Consider the following 22,303-nt stretch of genomic DNA (forward strand, 5'->3'; position numbering starts at 1 on the left):
CTATCTGTCCCAGGCGCACCATCTGGAACACGATTGGGCGAACAACGGCCAAACCGATATCGACTCCCTCGCGCTGGCGTGTGCGCCGGATAATCGGATGGCCAGCGAGCAGGGCTGGGTCACCCGGCTCGGTGAGACCGGCCGGGTCGAATGGATTCCCCCACCGAAACTCGACCACGGCCAGCCCCGGGTGAATCCCTTCCACTTCATCGAAGCCGTCATCGACTACCACCGCCGCCGGTCACCCGGTGATCCGCCCGATGAGCAACCACCACCCGACGACGAATGGCCACCGCGCGATGACCCGGTATTCGACGACCCATTGTTCGACGAGGCCGCCTACGAAGCCGTGGCCGTCGAAGGCCTCGCCCAACGACACCTCTTCGACGACGACTGGGCGGAAGCCGGATGACGACGCTGCCGCCGGTTGGTCAGCGGGCGAGGTAGCCGTTGTCGCGGTACCAGTGGTAGGCGTCGCGCAGTGCGGTGCGGAACGAGGTGAACGGCAGGCGCAGTTCCTCGCGGGCCTTGGTGGAGTTGGCGAAGATCTCCGCCGCCGAGAGTCGCATCTGGTGGGCGCCGATCGGCAGTCGCGGCCCCACCACCGCACGGGCAACGCTGATGCCGGCCGCCGCCACCGGTATCGTCCAGCGCGGCAACACGATCGAGGGGCCCCGCTGGCCGGTGACCTCGTTGGCGATGGCGAACGCCTCACCGAACAATAGGTTCTCCCCGCCGAGGATGTAGCGCTCGCCGACCCGGCCTCGCTCGGCGGCGGCGACGTGGCCGGCCACCACGTCCTCGACCGAGACGAAGTTGGTGCCACCCGGCGCGGCGACCCGCAACCGGCCGCGCTGCGCCTCGACGATCATCGCGCTGGCGATGCGGTTGACGTCACGCGGGCCGATGACCACCGACGGGTTGACGATCACCGCCGGCAGGCCCGCCGCGACAGCGTCGCGCAGTGCGGCCTCGGCCAGGTGCTTGCTGTGGCCGTAGGGGAACCGGCGGGGGCGGATGTTGAACTCGTCGGTCTCCACCAGCTCATGCCCGCGCGGTGGAATACCCAGGGCAGCAATCGAACTGGTGTAGACGAACCGCTTGACGCCGGCCCGCCGGGCGGCCTCCGCCATGTCGCGGGTGCCGTCGACGTTGGTGCGGTACAGCCGGGTCTGGGTCCGGTGACGCCAGTAGTCCGACACCGCCGCGGTGTGGAACACCCAGTCGCAGCCGGCCATCGCCGCGGTGAGCACCTCGACACCGTCGAGCACGTCGCCGACCCGGGTCTCGCAGTCCAAACCTTCGAGTGCGGCCATCGGCGACGTCGAGCGCCGCAGCACCCGCACCTCGATGCCGCGGTCGAGCAATGCGGATACCAGGTTCGAGCCGACGAATCCGGTTCCCCCGGTGACCAATGCGCGCATCGAGTTCAGAACCGGTAGGTGGTGCAGCCGACTTCGACGCCGGAACCGACGGCCATGATCAGCGCGACCTCACCCGGCTTGACCAGCCCGCGCCGCCGAACGTCGGCGATCTGATAGGGCAGGGTCGAGGTGAACGGGTCAGTGGTCCAGCCCTGCGCATCCGGGTCGACGAACCGCGACCGGTGCACGCCGATGCCCGCGGCCAGCTCGTCGAGAGCGGCACCGGGCAGCTGCGGCGGCAACACCAGCGCGATGTCTTCGGGCCCCAGGGTCTCCAGGGCCAGCAGCTGCTTGACCGCCGACGGCAGGCAGCTCACATAGATCGCCGCCAGGTTCGGGTCGCGGTCCACCCGCAGCCACATCCGGCCGTCGCGCTCCTGGGTGTGGGTCGCCAGCGCCCCGCGGTACTCCGGGTGGTGTTCGAAGACGAAGCGGCCGAAGCCTTCCGGGCCGTGGCTGGGGCTCAGCATAATCGCCGACCCGGTCTCGGCGATGCCGGTGCGCGGGTAGCCACTGTCCGGAGTGTTGTTCTCCACCTCGGAGGCCAGCACCATGGCGTGGCCGGTGCGGCCGGCGCCGATCATGCCGGCGGCGACGTGGCAGCCGTTGAGGAAACCAACCGCGCCGTTGAGGATGTCGAACGCGAAAGTCTTGGGAGCGTCCGCGGACTCCGGCTCGGCGTTGATCCCGACCTCGCCGGCCACCAGGGTGGCGACCGCCGGTTCGCTGAGGAAGTCGTCACGGTAGATGCCGGTGTGGATCACCAGGCCGACCTGGGACCCGTCGACACCGCTGTCGTCCAGGCAAGCCCGAGCGGCGTCCACCGCGAACGCGATAGAACTCGGCGGGTCCTGGCCATCCGAGGCGATACCGACACCGTCGATCCGCACCCGCGGTGTCGCCGGCAACTCCCGGCGGCCGGGGGCGGACCGCCCGGCACGGGCGGGCTGACCGTTGGCGGCCCGTCGCATCCGGTCGGGCAGGTCGTCGAAGGTGTACAGCGCGGTGCCGATGGTCTGCCCGGAGCCGGTGATCGACAACACCACGTTGTCGCCGGAGTTGATCCGGCCCGCGTTGATGTAGTCATACAGCGCGACGAAATGCGTTGTGGTGGCGGTGTTACCGCGTTCGGCCAGGTTGCAGATCGTGTTGGCCCGGCTGGCCGCGCCCGCCCCGAACACCCGGTTGATGGTCAAGATGGCGTCGTTGATCGACGCCTCGGAGGTCTGGTGCATCAGCAGCTGATCGGCCGTCTCGGGCCGCCAGCCGTGGCGCTGCATCACCGCCGCGACGTAGGGCACCGAGTGCTTCACCGCGATCGCGGTCTGGGTGACCGAGTCGGTGACCATGATGGCGCCTCCGTGCGGGCCCTCGGTGGCCTTGGCGATGCACAACTTGGCGAATTCGCTGTAGGTGGCCAGATCGAGGTCGTGGAAGCCGACCCGGTCATTGGGTCCGAGTTCGAGCACCACCGCCGCGCCGGCATCACCAACGGTCAGGCAGGCCAGCCGCGGATCCATCGCGTTCTCGATCTCCTGTTGCGCGGTTTCGGTGATGTGGCTGATGTACTCGCCGCTGACCACCAGGGCGTTGCGCACCAGGTGAGTCTTGAGGAAGTCCTGGGCCACGCTGACGCCGGTGAACATGCCCGCGCAGGCGTTGTTGATGTCGAAACACACCGCGTTGGTCAGGCCCAGCTGATCCCGCAACTGGGAGGCGGTGCTGGGTTCGAAGGTGAACATGTGCTCCGGGCCGTCGCACCGGGAGATGTTGCACGCGATGACCAGGTCGATCTCTTCGGGGGCGTAGCTCGACCGGGACAGGCAGTCGCCGATCGCCTTGCGGCCCAAGTCGATCGAGAACTCGTCGACGCCGGCCATCCGCCGGTTCTTGATACCGGTGAGGCGCTCCAGCGGGATCTTCACCTCGTTGACGCAGTCGGCCAGCACCTGCTCAGTGGAGACCGCCCGCGGCGGCAGGTACACCCCGAGGCTTTCGATCACGACGTTGCGAGCCGGGCCGGCCTGCACCGGCTTGATCACCAGCGCCGCAACGGGTTTCGGCGGTGCCGGCTGCTCAACAGCGGGGGCTTGCGGCGCTGCGGCGGTGGTGTCGTAACCGATCGGGCCGAATTCTTCGGCCAGCTCGGCGATGGTGCCGTAGACGAACAGCGACTCCGGGCGCAGCTCCATGCCGAGCTCGCCGACCCGCACCGCGACCTCCAGGGCCTGGGTGGAAGCCCCGCCGAGCGCGAAGAAGTCGTCGGTGACGCCGACGCGCTCCACGTCGAGCACCTCGCGCCAGATCCCGGCCAGCGTCTCTTCGGTGCGGTTGCGCGGTGCCACGAACTCTTTCGGCGCGGCGTCGAGATCCGCATCGATGGCCAGCAACGCCCGGCGGTCCACCTTGCCACTGGGCGACAGCGGAAGCAGGTCCGTGCTGCGGAACACCGCGGGCACCATCGCCGCCGGCACCAGTTCCAGCAGGAAGCGGCGCAGCTCCGCGGTGCCGGGCGCTGCGGCGACCGGCACGATATGCGCGATCAGCGCGGTGTTGCCGGCGGCGTCTTTACGGGCCACCACAGCGCATTCGGCGATGCCGGGGTGCTTGGCCAGCGCGGCCTCCACCTCGCCGAGCTCGATGCGGAAACCGTTGATCTTCACCTGGTCGTCGCGGCGGCCCAGGTACTCGATGTTGCCGTCCGGGCGGTAGCGGGCCAGGTCGCCGGTGCGGTAGAGCAGAGCGCCAGGTTCAGAGCTAAACGGGTCGGCGCCGAACGCGGCGGCGGTGGCCTCTGGCCGGTTCAGGTAGCCGCGGGCCACGCCGACCCCGCCGATGTACAGCTCGCCGGGCACCCCCACCGGAACCGGGGTTCCCGCGGCGTCCAACAGGTGGATCGCGATGTTGGCGATCGGTCGCCCGATCGGGATGATCGGTTCGGTTACCCCACGCCGGCAGTGGAAATGGGTGACGTCGATGGCGGCCTCGGTCGGGCCGTAAAGGTTGTAGAGTTCGGCGGGCAGCGTCTCGAAGAACGCGTCGCGCAGGTCGCCGGTGAGCGCCTCCCCGCTGCAGAACACCCGGCGCAGCTCGGTGCAGGACGCCGCCCCGGGTTCAGCTAAGAAACGGCGGAGCATCGACGGCACGAAATGCATTGTGGTTACGCGCTCGTCGACGATGGTACGGGCCAGGTAGCCGGCGTCCTTGTGACCCTCCGGTTTGGCGATCACGACCCGGGCGCCAACGATCAGCGGCCAGAAGATCTCCCAGACGAAGGGGTCGAAGTTGATCGGAGTCTTGTGCAGCACTCGGTCGTCGGCGGTCAGCCGGTAGGCGTCCTGCATCCACAGCAGCCGGTTGCGGATGCCGGCGTGGCTGTTCAGTGCCCCCTTGGGCGCACCGGTGGAACCGGAGGTGTACATCAGGTAGGCCAGGTCGACGCCGCTCACTTCGGGAGCCGACTCCTGCTCTGCGGGCAACGCCGAAGACTGGTCCAGACACAGCCGGGCGCCGGTGAAATCCGTTGGCACACCGGCCAGGTGCTGGCGGTGGGTGACGCAGACCGGCGCGTCCGGAACGTCGGCCAGCATCGCCTCCATGCGCCGGGCGGGCTGGGCCGGATCCAGCGGCAGGAAGACACCGCCGGCCTTGAGCACACCGAGCAGTGCGATCACCAGGTCTTCGGAACGCTCCAGCAGCACCGGCACCACGTCGGTCCCGTTGCCGGCGCCGACGCCGAGCTGACGCAGCCGGTGCGCCAGGCCGTTGGCCCGCCGGTCGAGCTCGCCGTAGCTGAGCTCGCGGCCGTCGTAGCTCACCGCGACGGCGTCGGGTGTGCGCGCAGCGGCGGCGGCGACCATCTCGTGCAGGAGGGCCGGGGCATCCGGGTAGTCGACCTGGGTTTCGTTCCAGGACTGTAGCTTTGCCCGTTCGACGTCGGTGAGCATCGGCAGCTGCGACACCGGAGCGTCGGCGGCGCCCGGCTCCACCAGCCCGGCCAGCAGCATGGCGAAGTGCTGCGCCATCGCGGTCATGGTGTCGGCGTCGAACAGATCGGTGTTGTACTGCAGCGCGAGCTGCAGCTGGTCGTCGTGCTCGCCGACCTGCATGGTGATGTCGAACGGCGAGCCGCCCTGGCCGATGTGCAGGGTTTCCAGGGGCAGCGTGCCGTCAGACTCCGATCCGGCGGAGCCGGCACTGGCCTCCGCTTCCTCAAACAGCCGGACCTGCTGCCAGGCGAACGACACCTGGAACAGTGGGGTGCGTCCGGCGTCGCGGACCGGCCGCAGACGCTCGACCAGCAGCGGCAGCGGGTATTCCTGGTGGCCGATGGCGCCCAGCACGGTGTTTTTGATCCGGCCCAGCAGCGCAACGAAACTCGGGTCTTCGCTCACGTCGACGCGCAGCGGCAGCGGGTTGGTGACGTAGCCGACCATGCCCATCAGGCCGGACCGGTCACGGCAGGCGAACGGCGAGCCGATGATCAGGTCGTCCTGGCCGCTGTAGCGGTGCAGCAGCACCGCGTAGGCGGCCAGCAGGGTCATGTAGGGCGTCGCCCCGACGGTCCGCGCCACCTGCTTCAACCCGGCGGTGACCTGCGCGTCGACGCTGAACCGGTGCAGCGCACCGGCGTAGGTCTGCACGGCCGGCCGTGGCCGGTCGGTGGGCAACGCCAACGTCGGCAGCTCACCGCCCAGCGCGTCGCGCCAGTACTCCCAGAGCCGCTCGCCGTCGGGCCCGGCCAGCATCCGGTTCTGTTTCGCGGCGTAGTCGACATACCGGTCGGCGGGCGGCCCCTCGGGCAGCCCGGCGCCGTGCTCGGCGGCGTACAACGCAGGCAGTTCGTCGAGGATGACGTCGATGGACCAGAAGTCGACGGCGATGTGGTGCACGGTCAGCAACAGCACGTAATCGTCGGGACGCTGCAGCAGGGTCAGCCGTATTACCGGGCCGGTGCTCAAGTCGAACGGCCGGTCGGTCTCGGTCTGGATCCACTCCTCGAGCTCGGCCGCGTCCGTACCGATGCGATGGGTGGCGATCCGCATCGGCCAGTGCGGGTGGACCAGCCCGACCGGCTGGCCGTCCCGCTCGGTGTAGGTGGTGCGCAGCATCGGGTGCCGGTCCACCAGGGCTTGGGCGGCCCGCTCGAGGGCCGGCACGTCGAGCCCGGCGCGGATGCGTCCCGCGTAGGCGACGGTGTAGGCGGCACTGTCGGGAGACAGCCGGTGCACGAACCACATTGAGCGCTGTCCGTAGGACAACTCGTGTTCAGACGCCGCGTTCCGGGCTTTGGCGGCCAGCAACTGCGCCAGCAGTTCGCGTTTTTCCTCCGGTGACAGGCTGGCGATGTCGATGGGCGCCTCGGGTTGGTCCGTCATGGGCTACCCCCATCCTTGGCATGCTCGCCGTCGGCGAGCATCTTCGCCAGCAGCGCATCCACCGCGTCGTCGGAGAGGTCGGACACCTGCGACAGCAGGTCCATCTCCGGCGCGGGCTCGGCGGCGCTGGGCGCTGCGGCCTGCTCCGGCCGGGCCTCGCCGGCGGCCGCCAACTGCTCATTGAGCCAGCCCGACAGGCTGACTACACTCGGCCCATCCAGCAGCCGGGCCACCGGAACGACGATTCCGAGTTCGCGCTCCACCTGAATGCGAAGTTCCAGGGTGATCAGCGAGTCCACCCCAAGGCTGTTCAGCGGCGCCGCCATGTTTAGGCCGGCCGGGGCCAGGCCCAGCTTGCCGGCGACCAGATCGCGCAGGTAGGTCTCCAGCAGCCGCTGGCGTTCCTGGGCATCCGCGGCTTGCACCGCCTCGAACAGACCGCTTCCGATCGCCGCCTCGCCGGAGACCTGCAGGTCCCCCAGCAACGGTGACTGCGCGCTGGGACGCCACCGCGCCCAGTCGATGTCGAGCACCATGGCCTGCGGCGCGACTGTGCCGCCCAGCAGGCCGGCCAGCGCGGTGAAGTAGTCCTGCGCCGACATGCCTTCGACGCCGTAGTGCGAGAAGTGGCGGTGCAGCTCGGAGTTGGTGAACATGCCCAGCCCGGCCCACGGGCCGAAGTTGACGCTGAGCGCGGGCCGCCCGGCGGCGCGGCGGTGCCAGGCCAGGGCGTCCAGGAAGGCGTTGGCGGCACCGTAGTTGGCGGCTCCGGGCGAACCCAGTACGGAGGCGGCCGAGGAGAACAGCACGAAGAAATCCAGCGGCGCATCGGCGGTCAGCGTGTGCAGGTTCCAGGCGCCCTGCACCTTCGGCGCCATCACCTCGCGCAGCTGGGCGGCGTCCAGGCGGGCCAGGATCGCGTCGTCGACGGTGCCGGCGGCATGCACCACACCGCGCAGCGGCGGCATTGACGCGCCGACGCCGGCGAGCACCGCGGCGACGTCCTCGGCCTTGGTGACGTCGCCCTGGGCGACCGTCACCTCGGCACCGGCCGCACGCAGCGCATCCAGCGTCGCCTCCGTCGCAGCTGACGGCGCGCGGCGGCCCATCAGCACCAGATGCCGCGCCCCGCGCTCGACCAGCCAGCCGGCCACCTCGCCGCCGACCGCGCCGAGGCCGCCGGTGACCAGGTAGCTGGCGTCCTCGCGAAGCGCAAACTCACCCGGCTGCTCGTAGGCCTGCTGATAAGGCTCCAGCCGTGCCACATAGCGCCGGTGGCCGCGCAGCGCCACATCGGCCTCGCGATCGTCCGACCAAACCTCGGTGAACAGCGCCCGCAACTCTTCGGGGCCGCCGCCGGCGGACAGGTCGACGCCAGTGACGCGCAGCTCCGGGTGCTCGTGGTCGATGCTGCGGCCCAGCCCCCAGACCGGGGCCTGCCCGATCGACAGCGCGGCGGAATCGTTGTCACCGGCCGGCTGCGCCCCGCGGGTCACCAGCCACAGCCGCGGCGATTCCGGCCAGTCGGCCAGCGTCAGCGCCTGAATCAGATGAACGACGCTCAGGGTCCCGACCGTCGTCGCCGTCTCCAGCGATTCCAGGGTGGTGTCGGCCGGCGCTGCGTCCAGCAGGTTCCACAGGTGCAGCACCCCGCGGCACGGCGGCCGGTCGCCGCCGAACGCCGCGCGCAGCAACTCGCCGAAGTGTTCGGGCCGGCCCGGGTCGATGCGGTAGCTGTCGGCGGTCACCCGTTCGATCGCGGTGAGCCCGACGACCGGTTCCACCAGCACACAGGATTGGGCCTGCGCCTCGAGGTGATCGCGCAGCGTGTCGGCCACCGGGCCGTCGGCCAGGATGAGCCAGCTGCCGGGTTCGCCGGAGCGGCCCTCGCCGTCGGCGGCGATCGACGCGGGTTGCCAGCGCACCTGGTAGCTGCGGTCGGCCGGGTCCGCGGGGGCGGTGGTGATGGCCGGCGCGCCGGATTGTCCGGCGACGAGGCTGCCGGTGGCCAGCAGTGTCCACTCCCCGCCGGCCGCGCTGCCGTAGCACTCGAACGTGTCGTCGGTCAGGGCGAACTGCACGGTGCGCGCCTCGGCCGGAGCGCCGCGCAAGTTCAGCGCACCGATCGACCGGCTACCCGGGCCGAAGGCCACCTCGACCGCCTGGCTGGCCAGCTCACCGAGCTGCTCGGCAGACAGTGCCCCGGTGGTCACGTCGATCTCGGCCAGCACCGCGTTCTGGGTGGCCGACCGGATCGGCCCGCGCCAGCCGCCGGGCGCACCTGCGCTGCGGGGCGCCGCGATGGAGCCGGCGTCCAACCAGGAGTGCACCCGCTGCCAGGGGTAAGTGGGGGCGGGCACACAGCGACTGCCCTCGGGGTAGATCTGCTCCCAGGCCACCGGGTGTCCGAGGGTGTAGAGGGTGCCCAGCGAGCCGAGCATGGTCGAGCGGCCCTCGTCGTCGCGGCGCATCGACGGCAATAGGGTGCAGGTGCGCCTCATGTCTTCAACGTCTTCGCGGGCCGCCGTCAGCAGGATCGGGTGCGGGCTGAGCTCAACGAAGGTGTCGTGCCCGGTCTCCAGCAGCCGTCGCAGCGCGGCCGAGAACCGCACCGGCGAGCACAGGTTGGCCACCCAGTAGTCGGCGTCGAGCGGCTTGTCGCCCACCAGCTCCCCGGTGACCGTGGAGTACAGCGGCACCGTCGGCGCGGTCGGCTTCAGCTTGACCAGACTGCCGCGCAGTCCCGCGCCGAGGGCCTCCATCTGCGGGCTGTGCGAGGCGACGTCGACCTCGATCCAGCGGCAGAACCGGTCGCGCTGCGTCAGCGTGGCCATGAGCTCTTCGAGCACCGTGCGCTCACCGGCCAGCACCGTCGACCGGTGGCTGTTGCTGGCGGCGATGGCGACCTGGCGCTCGTGACCGGCGATGAGTTCCTGCGCTTCGGCCATGGTGGTCTCGGTGACCATCATCGCCCCGCGGCCGCGCACTCCGCGCAGCATGCGGGCCCGGGCGCAGATCACCCGCGCGGCGTCCTCCAGGCTGAGCGCTCCGGCGACGTGGGCGGCGGCGGCCTCGCCGAGGCTGTGGCCGACCACCGCGGCCGGCTCGACGCCCCAGGACCGCCACAGCGCCGCCAGGGCCACCTGAATCGCGAAGATCGTGGGCTGCAGGATGCCGATGTCGGTGAGCGTGGACTGCTCCTGCGGCTTGGCCAGTTCCTTGAGGATCGAGTGCCCCAGGTGCGGGTGCAGCGCGTTGTCGCAGGCGGCCAGGGCGTCGGCGAAGACCGGCTCGTCGGCCTGCAACCGCTGGGCCATGCCGTGCCACTGCGAGCCCTGACCGGAGAAGACGAACGTCACGCCCGGCCCGGGCCGGCTGGGGGCGCAATGCCCGACCGACAATCCCGGCCGTGATTCGCCCAGGCGGTAGGCCGACAACGACTCGAACAGCGCCGCCGGGGAGTTACCGACGACCGCGAGCCGGTAGTCGTGGTGGCCGCGGCGCGCACCGGCGGTGTAGCAGAGGTCGGACAGTGAGCCTGCGGTCGCGAGACCGCTAGAGAACAGCGCCATCTCGTACTCGCCGACCAGCGCGGCCAAGGCCTCCGGCGACCGGGCCGAGAGCGCCAGCAGCTCGGCGCGCCCCGGCGCGAAGTCGTCGTGATGGCTGCTACGGACCTGCGGGGCCTCGGTGAGCACGACGTGGGCGTTGGTGCCGCCGAAGCCGAACGAGCTGACCCCGGCGACGGCGCGGCTGCCCGCCGGCCACGGCGTCAAGGTCTGCACCACCTCCAGCGGCAGCCGGTCGAAGCCGATGTGCGGGTTGGGCGCGGTGTAGTTCAGGCTGGCCGGGATGGCCCGGTGCTGCAGCGACAGCGCCACCTTGATCAGGCCGGCGATGCCGGCGGCCGCCTCCAGGTGGCCGATGTTGGTCTTGACCGAGCCCACCAGGCAGCGACTGCCCTGCGGACGGCCCTCGGCCAGCACCGTGCCCAGCGCGTTGGCCTCGATGGCATCGCCGATCGACGTTCCGGTGCCGTGCGCCTCGATGTACTGGACCGCACCGGCCGGCAGACCGGCCCGGCGGAACGCCTCGGTGACCACACGCTCCTGGGCCCGTCCGCTGGGCGCGATCAGGCCGTTGGTGCGGCCGTCGGAGTTGGTGGCGCTGCCGCGGATCACCGCGGAGATCGGGTCGTTGTCCTCCAGCGCCTTACTCAGCGGCTTGAGCACCACCACGCCGGCGCCCTCGCCGCGCACGTAACCGTCGGCGTCGGCGTCGAACGTCTTGCACCGGCCGTCCGGCGCCATCACCCGGGCCTTGGAAAAGTTGATCGCCAGGGCCGGCGACAAGATCACGTTCACCCCGGCGGCCAGCGCCATGGAGCACTCACCGGCGCGCAGGCTGCGGCACGCCAGGTCGACGGCGACCAACGACGACGAGCAGGCGGTGTCGACCGACAGGCTCGGCCCGTGGAAGTCGAAGGTGTAGGACAGCCGGTTGGCGGCGATGCTCAGCGCGTTGCCGGTGCCGGTGTAGGCGTCGACGAGCTGGGGCTGGCCCAGCCGCAGGAAGCCATAGTCGTTGGTGGAGATGCCGACGAACACCCCGGTGCGGCTGCCGACCAGGGCGTCCGGCACCTGACCGGCGTCTTCGAGGGCCTCCCACGCCACCTCGAGCAGCAGCCGCTGCTGGGGATCCATCTGCGCCGACTCGCGCGGCGAGATGCCGAAGAACTGGAAGTCGAACTGGTCGACCTGGCCCAGGAAGCCGCCGCGGCGGGTGACCGCAGTGCCCGGCACCGACGGGTCGGGGCTGTAGAACGCGTCGACATCCCAGCGGTCGGCGGGGACCTCGCTGGTGGCGTCGACCCCGCCGGACAGCAGCCGCCAGAAGTCGTCGGGGCCGTCGGCGCCCGGGAAGCGGCAGCCGATGCCGACGATCGCGATCGGCTCGTCGGCGGCGGGCCGTGCTGTGTTTTCGGCGGCCTGATCGGCCGGGGCCTCCGTCGCGACCCGCGCCAGGTGCTGCGACAGGATGTCGATCGACGGGTATTCGTAGGCGATGGTCGGGGCCAGCTCGCAGCCCAGGAACTGCTCCAGGGCGGTCGACAGGCGCACGGCGTGGATGGAGTCCAGGCCGTAGAAGGCGAACGGCTTGGCCGGGTCGACCTCGGCGGCGGGCAGCTCGAGCTCCTGGGACAACCGGTCGACGAGCCACGCGCTGATCTCGGCCGCGCCGCGCTCCCCGCCCTCGGCCCTGGCCGCGGGGGCAGGTTCGGGCTCGGCCGGCGCCGGCGGTTCGGCAGCGGCGGCCGGCCACTGCGCGACCACCGGCAGCGCGCCGTCCAGGTAGCGCTGCTTGCAGGCGCTGCGCTGAATCTTGCCGCTGGAGGTCGTCGGCAGCTGCAGGGGCTGCACCAGCACGACGGCGTGGGTGCGAACCGTGTGGTTCTCGGTGACCGCGGTGCGGATGACCTGCATCGCCTCGTCGGCCGCGTCCCCGCTCAATCGGCTCGGGTCGACCTCCTGCACCACGACGAGTTGCTCGGCCGCGCCCGGTTCGGGGGCGATCGAGAACACCGCGCCGCGGCCGCGCAGCAGCGCCGGGTTGGTGTTCTGAACGGTCAGCTCGATGTCGTTGGGGTAATGGTTGGTGCCCCGGATGATGATCAGGTCTTTGCGGCGGCCGGTGACGAACAGCTCCCCGGAATGCAGGAAGCCCAGGTCTCCGGTGCGCAGGAACGGGCCCTCACCGCTGTTGGACAGGGTCGCGGCGAACGTCTCGGCGGACAGCTGAGGTGCTCTCCAATAGCCGTGCGCGACGCTGCCGCCGGCCACCCAGATCTCGCCGACCCGGTCGCCCGCGCATTCACGACGGGTCTCGGGGTCAACGATCACCACCCGCTGGCCGCCCGGCGGTTTGCCACAGCCGATCAGTGTCGCCGCGTTGGGGTCGCCTGCGGCGACGTCGACGACCCTGCTGTCGCCCAGCGCGATGCGGTCGATCTGGCGGGCGACCGGCACCGCCGAGTCCGACCCGCCGGAGACCAGCAAGGTGCCCTCGGCCAAGCCGTACACCGGCAGGAACGCCTCGCGCCGGAAGCCGGCCGGAGCGAACGCCTCGACGAAACTGTCCAACGTCGCGGCGCGCACCGGTTCGGCGCCGCACATGGCCGTCGCCCAATGGGACAGGTCCAGGGCCGCGCGCTCCTGCGGACTGCTGAGCTCGATGCACATGTCGTAGGCGAAATTGGGGGCCGCGGTGATCGTGCCGCGGTGCCGGGTGATCGCCTCCAGCCACCGCATCGGCCGTTTGATGAATGCGCTCGGCGGCATCAGCAGCGAATGGCCGCTGGCGTTGAGCGTCGAGAGCAGGCCGCCGATCAGCCCCATGTCGTGATAGGGCGGCAGCCAGAACACACCTCGCACCGGCCCATCGATCCGATCGCCCCAGGCCTGCAAGATGGTGTCCAGGTTGTGCACCAGGTTTCCGTGGGTCAGCACGACGCCCTTCGGCGCGCTGGTCGACCCGGAGGTGTACTGCAGCATCGCGACGGTGTCGCCGTCGATCTGCGGCGGCACCCAGGCCGCCTCGCGGCCAGCGGCCTCGTTGATGTCGGTGAGGGACCACCGCAGCGCCTGACCGCCCGGCAGCGCATCGATCGCGGGCTTGATCCTGGGCTCGATCTCGGCGGTGGTGAGTGCGAAGCCGGGGTCGACATCGGCGATGATCGACTCGACGCGGCCGACCAGGTGCTCGCGCATCGGTGGGTGCACCGGGATCGCGATGGCGCCGGCGTAGACGCAGCCGAAGAAGCTGGCGATGAAGTCCAGCCCGGGCGGGCACAACACCAGCACCCGTTCGCCGCCGGCGCCCTGGCTCTGCAGTTCGGCGGCAATCTGGCGGGCGCGCAGGTCCAGCTCCCGGTAGGTCACCCGGCTGGTCTCGCGCTCGTCGCCGTCCCGGGAGAAGGTGAACGCCGGCTGGTCGCCACGCTGCCCGGCACGCTGGATCAGCAGGTCCACCAGCGTGCGTAGGGTGTGCACCGTGTGGTCCGGCCCGCTCATCGATCGCGTCTCCCGTATGACTAACGAAAATTGGCTTTAGATTGGGCCCAGCATTCTGCAGGTAGCCTTCATTAAGGTTACCTTAAGAACGCGGACGTCAATTCCGTGATTTTCGGCGACGACGACCGCACGGGCAAGTTAGGTCACCCAATCAAGCAGCGGGAGCGGGTTCAGCCCTCCAGCTTGTATCCGAGACCGCGCACGGTAACCAGGTGCACAGGGTTGGCGGGGTCGGCCTCGATCTTGGACCGCAGTCGTTTTACGTGGACATCCAACGTCTTGGTGTCGCCGACGTAATCCGCGCCCCAGACCCGGTCGATCAACTGACCGCGGGTGAGCACCCGGCCGGTGTTGCGCATCAGGTATTCGAGCAGGTCGAATTCCTTGAGCGGCAGGGTGATCTGCTCGCCGTTGACCATGACGACGTGCCGTTCGACGTCCATGCGCACCGGGCCGGATTCCAGTACGCCCTCCCCGACGCCGCCCTCGTCGTCACCGCCACGGCGCAGCACCGCGCGGATCCGGGCGATCAGTTCGCGGGCCGAGTAGGGCTTGGTCACATAGTCGTCGGCCCCCAGTTCCAGGCCGACCACCTTGTCGATCTCGCTGTCGCGAGCAGTGACCATAATCACCGGCACGCTGGAGCGGGCCCGCAGCGCCTTGCAGACGTCGGTGCCCGACATTCCCGGAAGCATCAGGTCCAGCAGCACGATGTCGGCGCCCGCCCGGTCGAACTCGGCCAGCGCCGCGCTTCCGTCGGTGACCACGGTCGCCTCGAACCCCTCCTTGCGCAGCAAAAACGCCAGCGGGTCGGCCAACGACTCCTCGTCCTCAACGATCAACACGTGTGTCAACGCTCCTCCTTCTCGTGGTCCACACTGCCGTAGGCGGGAATAGCCAAGGTGAACGTCGAACCGGTGCCCGGCTGGCTCCACAGCGTGATGGTGCCGTTGTGGTTGGCCGCCACATGCTTGACGATCGCCAACCCGAGCCCGCTGCCGCCGGTGGCCCGCGAGCGCGCCTTGTCGCTGCGGAAGAACCGCTCGAAGACCCGCTGCTGGTCCTTGCGTGCGATTCCGATGCCGCGGTCGGTGACGGCGATCTCGATGAAGCCGTCCCGGCTGCGCCGGCTGATCGACACCGGTGAGCCGTGCGGCGAGTAGGCGATCGCGTTCGACACCAGGTTAGCCAGCGCGGTGACCAGCAGCGGCTCGTCGCCGAGCACCCGAAAGCCACTGGGGGCGTCGGTGGTGATGGTGATCTCCGCGTTGTCGGCGGCCACCTTGTGCCGGGAGATCGCCTCGTTGACCACACTGTCGACATCGACGGCGCCCAAATCCGGCAGCGGATCGGCGCCCTGCAGCCGGGACAGCTCGATCAGCTCCCCGATCATGCTGGCCAGCCGATTCGCCTCGACCAGTACCTTCTCGGCGAACGGGCGTACCGCCTCGGGGTCGTCGGCGGAGGCCAGCAGCGCCTCGGCGAGCAGTCCCATCGCCCCGACCGGAGTTTTGAGCTCGTGGCTGACATTGGCCACGAAGTCGCGCCGGCTGGCCTCCATCCGGGCCTGTTCGGACTGGTCGTCGACGATCACCACCGCGAACCGGCGATCCTCTTCCGACAGCAACCGGGCGTACCCGCGCACCGCCGACAAGTCCGACCGGATCGCCCCGGTAGCGCGCTTGGCCGCCGAGAGGTCGAACACGACCTCCTCTTCACCGGCCAGTGCCCGCTGCGCGGCCGCCCAGGCGCCGTCGTCGAGCAGCCGGCCGTGCACCAACCCCAACTCGGAGGCGCGATCGTTGAGGTAGACCACGTCGCGGTGGGTGTCGACGACGGCGATCCCCAGCGATGCGTGCGCCACGATCCGCTGCAGCATCTGGGAGACGGTGATGCCGGCGCGTTCGGTGACCACCCGCCGGCGCCGCTCGGCCAGCCGGGGCGAGAGCCAGATACCGGCCGCCACCCCCGCCGCCAGGGCCGGCAGTGCCGACACCGCAGCGAGCGTCAGCGCCGAAGTCGCAGCCACGGCAAAATCGTACGCAGTTCGAGCGCCGTATCCGACCAGCGGTCGACCACGACGTGCGCCGAATGTGAATTCAGGGGGAAGATTTCACCCGATTTCTACCGGTCATTCACACTGGCGGCGCACTGCGGCTACTTGGCGCCCTGACTGGCCACCGCGGCGGCCCCGGCGGCGGCCGCATCGGGGTCCAGGTAAATGCCGCCGGCGACCGTCGGACGCAGATCGGCGTCCAGGTCGTAGCGCAGCGGGATACCGGTGGGGATGTTCAACCCGACGACCTCGTCATCGGACATCCCGTCCAGGTACTTCACCAGCGCCCGCAAGGAGTTGCCGTGCGCAGCGATCAGCACCGTCTTGCCGCACCGCAGGTCCGGGATGACAACGTCGGTGTAGTACGGCAGGAAGCGCGCCACCACGTCGGCCAGGCACTCGGTCAGCGGGCCGCCGCCGATGTCGGCGTAGCGGGCGTCGGTGTCCTGACTGTAGCGACTGCCGGCCTCGATCGGCGGCGGCGGGGTGTCGTAGCTACGCCGCCACGTCATGAACTGGTCGTCGCCGTAGCGGGCCTTGGTGGCGGCCTTGTCCAGGCCCTGCAGGGCGCCGTAGTGGCGTTCGTTGAGCCGCCAGGTGCGGTGCACCGGGATCCAGTGCCGGTCGGCGGCGTCCAAGGCCAGGTTCGCGGTGGTGATCGCCCGGCGCAGCAGCGAGGTGTAGGCCACGTCCGGCAGCAGGCCGTGCTCGACGAGCAGCTGGCCGGAGCGGATTGCCTCGGTGCGGCCCTTGTCGGTCAGGTTGACGTCCATCCAGCCGGTGAACTGGTTGCTGGCGTTCCATTCGCTCTCTCCGTGGCGCAACAGCACCAGCGTGGCAGTCTCAGACATGGGCGTCAGTGTCTCAGTCGTCGTCCTTGTCAATCAAATGCTCGAACGCCTGCAGGTTCTTCAGCGACTGCCCGGTGGACACCCGCCACTCCCATTCCTTCTGAATGGAGGAGGCAAATCCCAACTCCAGCAACGTGTTGAAGTCGAAGTCGACGGCTTCGAGCACCTGCCCGAGCACCCGGTCGATCTCCTCGGCGGTCACCGAGGCCAGCGCCATCCGGCCGATGAGGTAGATGTCGCCGACATTGTCGAGGGTGTAGGCCACCCCGTAGAGCCGGCGGTTGCGTTTGAGCAGAAACCGGTAAACGCCGGCGTGGTTCTCGTCGGGCTTGCGGCAGACGAACGCCTCGACGCGCACCGAGTGCTCCCCGACGCTGAGCATGGTGTTGGTCTTGAGCTTGCGCTCGCCGGGCAGTTCGACGACCAGTCCCGGCAGCCCGCCATGCGCGCCCGGGAACTCCGAGTAGGTCAGCTCGGCCGCCTTGAGGGTGTCCTCGATGAGCTGACGGACATCGTCGGGGTTCACGCCCGCGCCCCCCGTCGCGCCGGCCAGCGCCGGGGCCGCCGCGGCGACCCGACCACCCGCATCCGCTCACCGCGCGCCGCGGCGAAGTCGTCGATGGCGCTGGTGTAGCTGGCCAGCTGGGCATCCACGGTGCGCTCCCAGGAGAACGTCGCCGCGTGGGCGGCGGCGTCCCGGCGCATCGCCCAGCCGCGAGGCCCGGACCCCAGCCGCAGCAAGTCGTCGATCGCGGTCGCCCACGCCTCGATGCCGTGCCCGGCAACCAGTCCCCCGGTCACCCCGTCCCGCACCGCCACCGGCAGCCCGCCGACGGCCGCGGCGACCACCGGCGTGCCGCAGGCCTGCGCCTCCAGGGCCACCAGTCCGAACGATTCGGAGTAGCTGGGCACCGCCACCAGATCGGCGGCCCGGAACAGGGTGGCCAGATCCTCGCGGGACTGCGGCGGCAAGAACGTCACCCGGTCGCTGATACCCAGTTCGCCGGCCAGCCGAACCAGGCCGCCCGGCGCGGCCAGCCCGCTGCTGCCCGACGGCCCACCGGCCACGACCACCCGCACCCCGGGAAGCTTGGCCACCGCGCGCAGCAGGATGTCGGGTGCCTTGAGCGGCTGAATGCGGCCGACGAAGGCCACGACCGGCTCGTCGGGCGACAACCCCAGCGCGGCCCGCGCCTGCTGCTTGTCGCCTGGGCGGAAGACCTCCAGGTCGACGCCCGGATGCGCCACGTCGATGCGAGCCGGGTCGGCCCCGTGCAGCGCGACGAGTTGCTGCGCCTCGTCGTCGGTGTTGACGATCAATCGGTCCGCCTCGTCGACGACCTGTTGCTCGCCGACCGTGCGCAGCGGCGGTTCCGGGGCGTCACCGGCGGCCAGGGCGGCGTTCTTGACCCCGGCCAAGGTGTGCGCGGTGTGCACCAGCGGCACCGCCCAGCGGTCCGCGGCCAGCCAGCCGACCTGGCCGGAGAGCCAGTAGTGCGAATGCACGACGTCGTAATAGCCCGGTTCGTGGGCCGCCTCGGCGCGCAGCACCCCGGCGGCGAAGGCACATAGCTGGGTGGGCAGATCGTTCTTGTCCAGGCCTTCGAACGGGCCGGCCACCACGTTGCGCACCAGCACGCCGGGTGCGACGTGGGCCACCGGCGGATCGGCCGACGAGGTGGCGCGGGTGAAGACCTCCACGGCCACCCCGCGGCGGGCCAGGTGCAGCGCGCTCTGCAGCACGTAGACGTTCATTCCGCCGGCATCGCCGGTGCCGGGTTGCGCCAGCGGCGAGGTGTGAACCGACAGCACCGCTACCCGGCGCACACCGGATCCGACGCCACTCCCCACCCCGTCATCTTTACAGCTCCGGTCAGGCCGACGCTTCCGGGACCGCCCGGGCGACCGACCCGCGGGAGCGGCGCATCGCTCCGACGGGATCCGCGTAGAGCCCGCCGAGTGACACCGTTCCGGCGCCGGCTTCCTGGACCCGGTTACCGAACGTGGTGACCCGCAGGCTGCGGCCGGCCAGCACCGAGCGTTCCGTGAATGCCCGCTCCACCTCGACCATGCCCTCCGGGTATTCGGTGAACCCCTGGCCGCCGACCACCAGGTCGTCGGGGTTGAGCACGTCGCGCAGCAGCGCCACGGCTTCGCCGAGGGCCCGGGCTCGCTCGGTCAGCAGCGCCGCCGCCCGCAGGTCACCGGCCCGGGCCTTGAGCACCAGGCCGGTCACCGCGGCCGAGGCCGCACTGTTGCCGTCGGGCAGGATCCGCAGCCGGCGTGCCGCGGCCAGCACCGCCTCGTCGCTGACGGTGGATTCCAGCTGTCCGGAGCCACCGAGCAGCTCCGAGGACACCGGCAGGCCGGCGATGGTGCCGGGACCGCTGGCGGGGCTGTGCACCCGGCCGCCGATCACCAGGGCGTAGCCGACGGTCTCCCGGGCGTAGATGTAGAGGCTGGTGGAGCTGGTCGCCGTCGGCCGCCGCACCCCCAGCAACAGTTCGGCGCCGGCCATCGCGTCGACGTGGGAGGCCACCGACACCGGCAGGCGCAGCTCCTCGGCCAGCACCGGCCCGACCGGAGCGGCCGTCCAGCCCAGCCGGGGGTGGTCGACGTAGCCGGTGGTGCCGTCCACCGCCCCACCGGTCGCCACCCCGACCCACAGCGCCCGGCGTTTCTGCCAGCGGGTCAGGTAGCGGCGCGCGCTGGCGGCCAGCGACGCCAGCGCCGGTGCGGCCCCGTTGGCCGGGGTCGGAGTCTCGACGACGTCGAGGGTGCGGCCGAGCAGATCGGTGGCCACGATGCTGGTGGTCTTCGCCCCGATGTGCAGGCCCAGCGCCAGAAACGGCTCGTGGTTGACCACCACCGGCCGGCGCGGCCGTCCGATCGCGCCGGAGGTCGCCAGGTCGGCGCGCTCCAGCAGCAATCCGGCTTGCAGCAGCGCGCTGACCTGCCGGTTGACCGTGGCGACGCTCAGCGAGGTGGCGCCGGCGATGGTCTCGCGAGCGATCGGGCCGTGCTGGCGAATGGCGGAGAAAACCGCGGCGCCGGCGGTGTCGGGCAGCTGCAGGGCCGGCGGCACCACGCGCGGATGTGAGCGGGTCCGGGCGGTTCGGCGGGTGGCGATGTGGGTGGGGAGAGAGGTGGTGGTCACGCTGGGTCCTGTCTAGGAAGAGTCCGAAAGGGGGCTGGCTACACCTGCGACCCGGCGGGCTCTTTCAAAGGAGCGCTACTCGCAGCAGGTCAGGCGCGACAACAGGCGCAACAACACGCGCCGGTGGCGACAAGACACACCGCTGACAGGTAGCGGGGACTGCGGTACATAACGGAGAAATGTATCACGGTCACTAAGGTTGGGGCGATGACGACACCTGCAGGACAAAAGCGGGTCGCGGTGGTCACCGGCGCCAGCTCGGGTATCGGCGAGGCGACCGCGAGAACCCTTGCCGGGCAAGGCTTCCACGTGATCGCCGTGGCCCGCCGCGCCGACCGCATCGCCGCACTGGCACAAGAGATCGGTGGCACCGCGGTAGTGGCGGACGTCACAGAGGCGTCCGCGGTCGCCGCGCTGGCCGACGCCTGCGACCAGGTCTCGGGCTCGATCAATGTGCTGGTCAACAATGCCGGCGGCGCCAAGGGGCTGGCCCCGGTCGGCGATGCCGACCTCGAGCACTGGCGGTGGATGTGGGAGACCAATGTGCTGGGCACCCTGCAGGTGACCCGTGCACTGCTGCCGAAGCTGATCGCCTCCGGCGACGGCCTGGTCGTCACCGTGACCTCGATCGCGGCGTTCGAAATCTATGACGGCGGAGCCGGTTACACCTCGGCCAAGCACGCCCAGAGCGCGCTGCACCGCACGCTGCGCGGTGAGCTGTTGGGAAAACCGGTGCGGCTCACCGAGATCGCCCCCGGCATGGTGGACACCGAGTTCTCACTGGTGCGCTTCGACGGTGACCGCGAGCGCTCCGACGCGGTCTATGCCGGACTGACTCCGCTGACCGCGACCGACATCGCCGAGGTGATCGGCTTCGTGGCCTCCCGGCCCCCGCACGTCGACCTCGACCAGATCGTGATCCGCCCCCGCGACCAGGCCTCTGCGACGCGGGCTAACCGCCGGGTTTGATGCGGCGGTCCAGCTTCGTCTCTCCTTCGTCGAGCCTCGCTAACCGCCGGGTCGACTAGGGGTCGGCGACGGCGTCTCGGGAGTGCCCGACAGGGTCGGTGCGTCGGTCGGGGTGGCCGGCGCGGTGCTGGGCAGCGAGGTCCGCGGTGACGGGGGACCCGACGAATCCGCCTGCAGCGCCGACATCGACCGCCAGGTGTCCCAGTCCACCGCCCAGTCCCAGATGTCGCCGTCGGCGTAGGACAGCTCGATCGAGCTGCCGGTGACCTCGACCGGGTCGCCGTAGATCGCGCTGTGGAAGTACTGCTCGGCGTCGTCGGTGGACAAGTTGATGCAGCCGTTGGTGACGTTGGTGTTGCCCTGGGCGCCGGAGCTGGCCGGGTTGGCGTGGATGAACTCGCCGTTGTTGGAGATGCGCACCGCCCAGCGCTCGTGGATGTTGCTGTAGCCCGCCGCCGGGTTGGACATGTAGAAGTCGGCGTATTTCTCGCTGACCACGTGGACGCCGTTGCGGGTGATGTTGCGCGCCTTGTCGGCCTGGCCGTAGCTGCACGGAAAGTCCATGATCACGCCTTCGTCGCGCACCACCTGGATGCGGTGCGAGGAGACCTCGGCCTTCACCACCTGGCGCCGCCCGATCGAGAACTGCAGCGACATGTCCTGGGCTCCGTAGGCGCCGTCACCGAAGGCCAGCCCGTACAGCTTGGCGTCGATGCTGACGGTGGTTCCGGCCGGGAAGTAGTCGCGGCTGCGCCAGTGCACCCGGGCGCCCTGCACCTCGTCGGGCAGCCACGCCCAACTGCCCTCCACATGCGGTTCGGTGGTGACGGTCAGGGCCCGCTCGACGGCCGCCTTGTCGGCGATCGGGGCGTCGAACTGCAGGATCACCGGCGCGGCGACACCGACCGTCTGCCCATCGGCCAGTTGAAAACCACCGTCGATGACGGTGCTGGGCGTCACCGTGGTGACGGTGCCGGCGACCGGGACGGCGTTGCCGTCGTGGCCCACCACCGACCCGCTCCAGGTGTAGACGGCGTCGTAGCCCAGCGGCTCGGTGACGGTGTAGCGGGTGCGGTCCCGGTTGAACGTCCCGCTGAGCACCTTGCCGGACGGGCTGGTCAGCGCCACCCGCTGGAACCAGCCGTCGGAAACCGTCACACCGATTTCGGCGGTGGGCAGCACATCGGTTTGGCCGGCCGGGGGCTGGAAGTCCAGGGCGGGCGCGGCCGGCGATGCCTGCTCAGCACTGGTGCCGGCGCGGCTGAGACAGCCGGCCAGCGCCTGCGGCGCCAGCGCCCCGGCCGCCAGCGCGGCCAGAGCCCTCCGCCGGTTCAGGTTCACGGCATTCCAAGATACCGGCCAGGCCGCCTGACCACCTGTGATGCCGGTTACGCGGGT

General features: G+C 70.4%; 11 protein-coding genes and 1 pseudogene. 2 read left to right on the forward strand and 10 right to left on the reverse strand.

What is annotated here, in order from left to right; genetic code table 11:
- Positions 1–412 (forward strand): annotated as a pseudogene (locus AC5Y31_RS19320) (HNH endonuclease); the annotation flags it as partial.
- 19 nt (positions 413–431) lie between these two features.
- On the opposite strand, the gene AC5Y31_RS19325 reads toward AC5Y31_RS19320, so the two are convergent.
- The 9 genes from AC5Y31_RS19325 to AC5Y31_RS19365 all read right to left on the reverse strand — a co-directional run bounded on the left by AC5Y31_RS19325 (position 432) and on the right by AC5Y31_RS19365 (position 19,936).
- Entirely contained in the window at positions 432–1,424 is a 993-nt protein-coding gene (locus AC5Y31_RS19325; RefSeq protein WP_499982236.1) for an NAD-dependent epimerase/dehydratase family protein, read from the reverse strand.
- A 5-nt stretch (positions 1,425–1,429) separates the two neighbouring features.
- Entirely contained in the window at positions 1,430–6,802 is a 5,373-nt protein-coding gene (locus AC5Y31_RS19330; RefSeq protein WP_499982238.1) for an amino acid adenylation domain-containing protein, read from the reverse strand.
- Positions 6,799–13,872: an SDR family NAD(P)-dependent oxidoreductase gene (locus AC5Y31_RS19335; RefSeq protein WP_499982240.1), complete on the reverse strand. Its 7,074-nt coding sequence runs from the start codon at positions 13,870–13,872 to the stop codon at positions 6,799–6,801. The genes AC5Y31_RS19330 and AC5Y31_RS19335 overlap by 4 nt, the downstream gene beginning before the upstream one ends.
- Before the next feature lie 170 nt (positions 13,873–14,042).
- Positions 14,043–14,726 carry a two-component sensory transduction protein RegX gene (gene regX, locus AC5Y31_RS19340; protein ID WP_064854928.1) on the reverse strand — a complete coding sequence of 228 codons (684 nt, stop codon included), beginning with the start codon at positions 14,724–14,726 and terminating at the stop codon, positions 14,043–14,045.
- Positions 14,723–15,901 carry an ATP-binding protein gene (locus AC5Y31_RS19345; protein WP_301631735.1) on the reverse strand — a complete coding sequence of 393 codons (1,179 nt, stop codon included), beginning with the start codon at positions 15,899–15,901 and terminating at the stop codon, positions 14,723–14,725. The genes regX and AC5Y31_RS19345 overlap by 4 nt, the downstream gene beginning before the upstream one ends.
- Before the next feature lie 128 nt (positions 15,902–16,029).
- Entirely contained in the window at positions 16,030–16,779 is a 750-nt protein-coding gene (locus AC5Y31_RS19350; protein ID WP_499982244.1) for a phosphoglyceromutase, read from the reverse strand.
- A 13-nt stretch (positions 16,780–16,792) separates the two neighbouring features.
- On the reverse strand, positions 16,793–17,305 hold the full coding sequence (locus tag AC5Y31_RS19355; protein ID WP_499982246.1) for a type III secretion system chaperone family protein: 513 nt from the start codon (positions 17,303–17,305) through the stop codon (positions 16,793–16,795).
- Entirely contained in the window at positions 17,302–18,630 is a 1,329-nt protein-coding gene (gene mshA / locus AC5Y31_RS19360; RefSeq protein WP_499982247.1) for a D-inositol-3-phosphate glycosyltransferase, read from the reverse strand. Before mshA ends, AC5Y31_RS19355 begins: the two co-directional genes overlap by 4 nt.
- Positions 18,631–18,652: 22 nt before the next feature.
- Positions 18,653–19,936: an ROK family protein gene (locus tag AC5Y31_RS19365; protein WP_499982248.1), complete on the reverse strand. Its 1,284-nt coding sequence runs from the start codon at positions 19,934–19,936 to the stop codon at positions 18,653–18,655.
- Positions 19,937–20,143: 207 nt separating this feature from the next.
- Between AC5Y31_RS19365 and AC5Y31_RS19370 the strand changes: the two genes are divergently transcribed.
- A complete protein-coding gene (locus AC5Y31_RS19370; RefSeq protein ID WP_065026571.1) occupies positions 20,144–20,905 on the forward strand; it encodes an SDR family NAD(P)-dependent oxidoreductase in 762 nt (253 codons plus the stop codon).
- A gap of 39 nt (positions 20,906–20,944) precedes the next feature.
- Here AC5Y31_RS19370 and AC5Y31_RS19375 read toward each other — a convergent pair whose 3' ends face one another.
- Positions 20,945–22,246 (reverse strand): L,D-transpeptidase, encoded by a 1,302-nt coding sequence (locus AC5Y31_RS19375; protein WP_499982250.1) that lies wholly within the window; start codon positions 22,244–22,246, stop codon positions 20,945–20,947.
- Positions 22,247–22,303 lie beyond the last annotated feature (57 nt).

It is taken from the genome of Mycobacterium sp. NGS18 (assembly GCF_059813185.1).

Bases quoted from the DNA above. Each gene is read 5' to 3' on its own strand.
- AC5Y31_RS19325 (WP_499982236.1), bottom strand. From the start codon at position 1,424: ATGCGCGCATTGGTCACCGGGGGAACCGGATTCGTCGGCTCGAACCTG.
- AC5Y31_RS19330 (WP_499982238.1), bottom strand. From the start codon at position 6,802: ATGACGGACCAACCCGAGGCGCCCATCGACATCGCCAGCCTGTCACCG.
- AC5Y31_RS19335 (WP_499982240.1), bottom strand. From the start codon at position 13,872: ATGAGCGGGCCGGACCACACGGTGCACACCCTACGCACGCTGGTGGAC.
- AC5Y31_RS19350 (WP_499982244.1), bottom strand. From the start codon at position 16,779: ATGTCTGAGACTGCCACGCTGGTGCTGTTGCGCCACGGAGAGAGCGAA.
- AC5Y31_RS19370 (WP_065026571.1), top strand. From the start codon at position 20,144: ATGACGACACCTGCAGGACAAAAGCGGGTCGCGGTGGTCACCGGCGCC.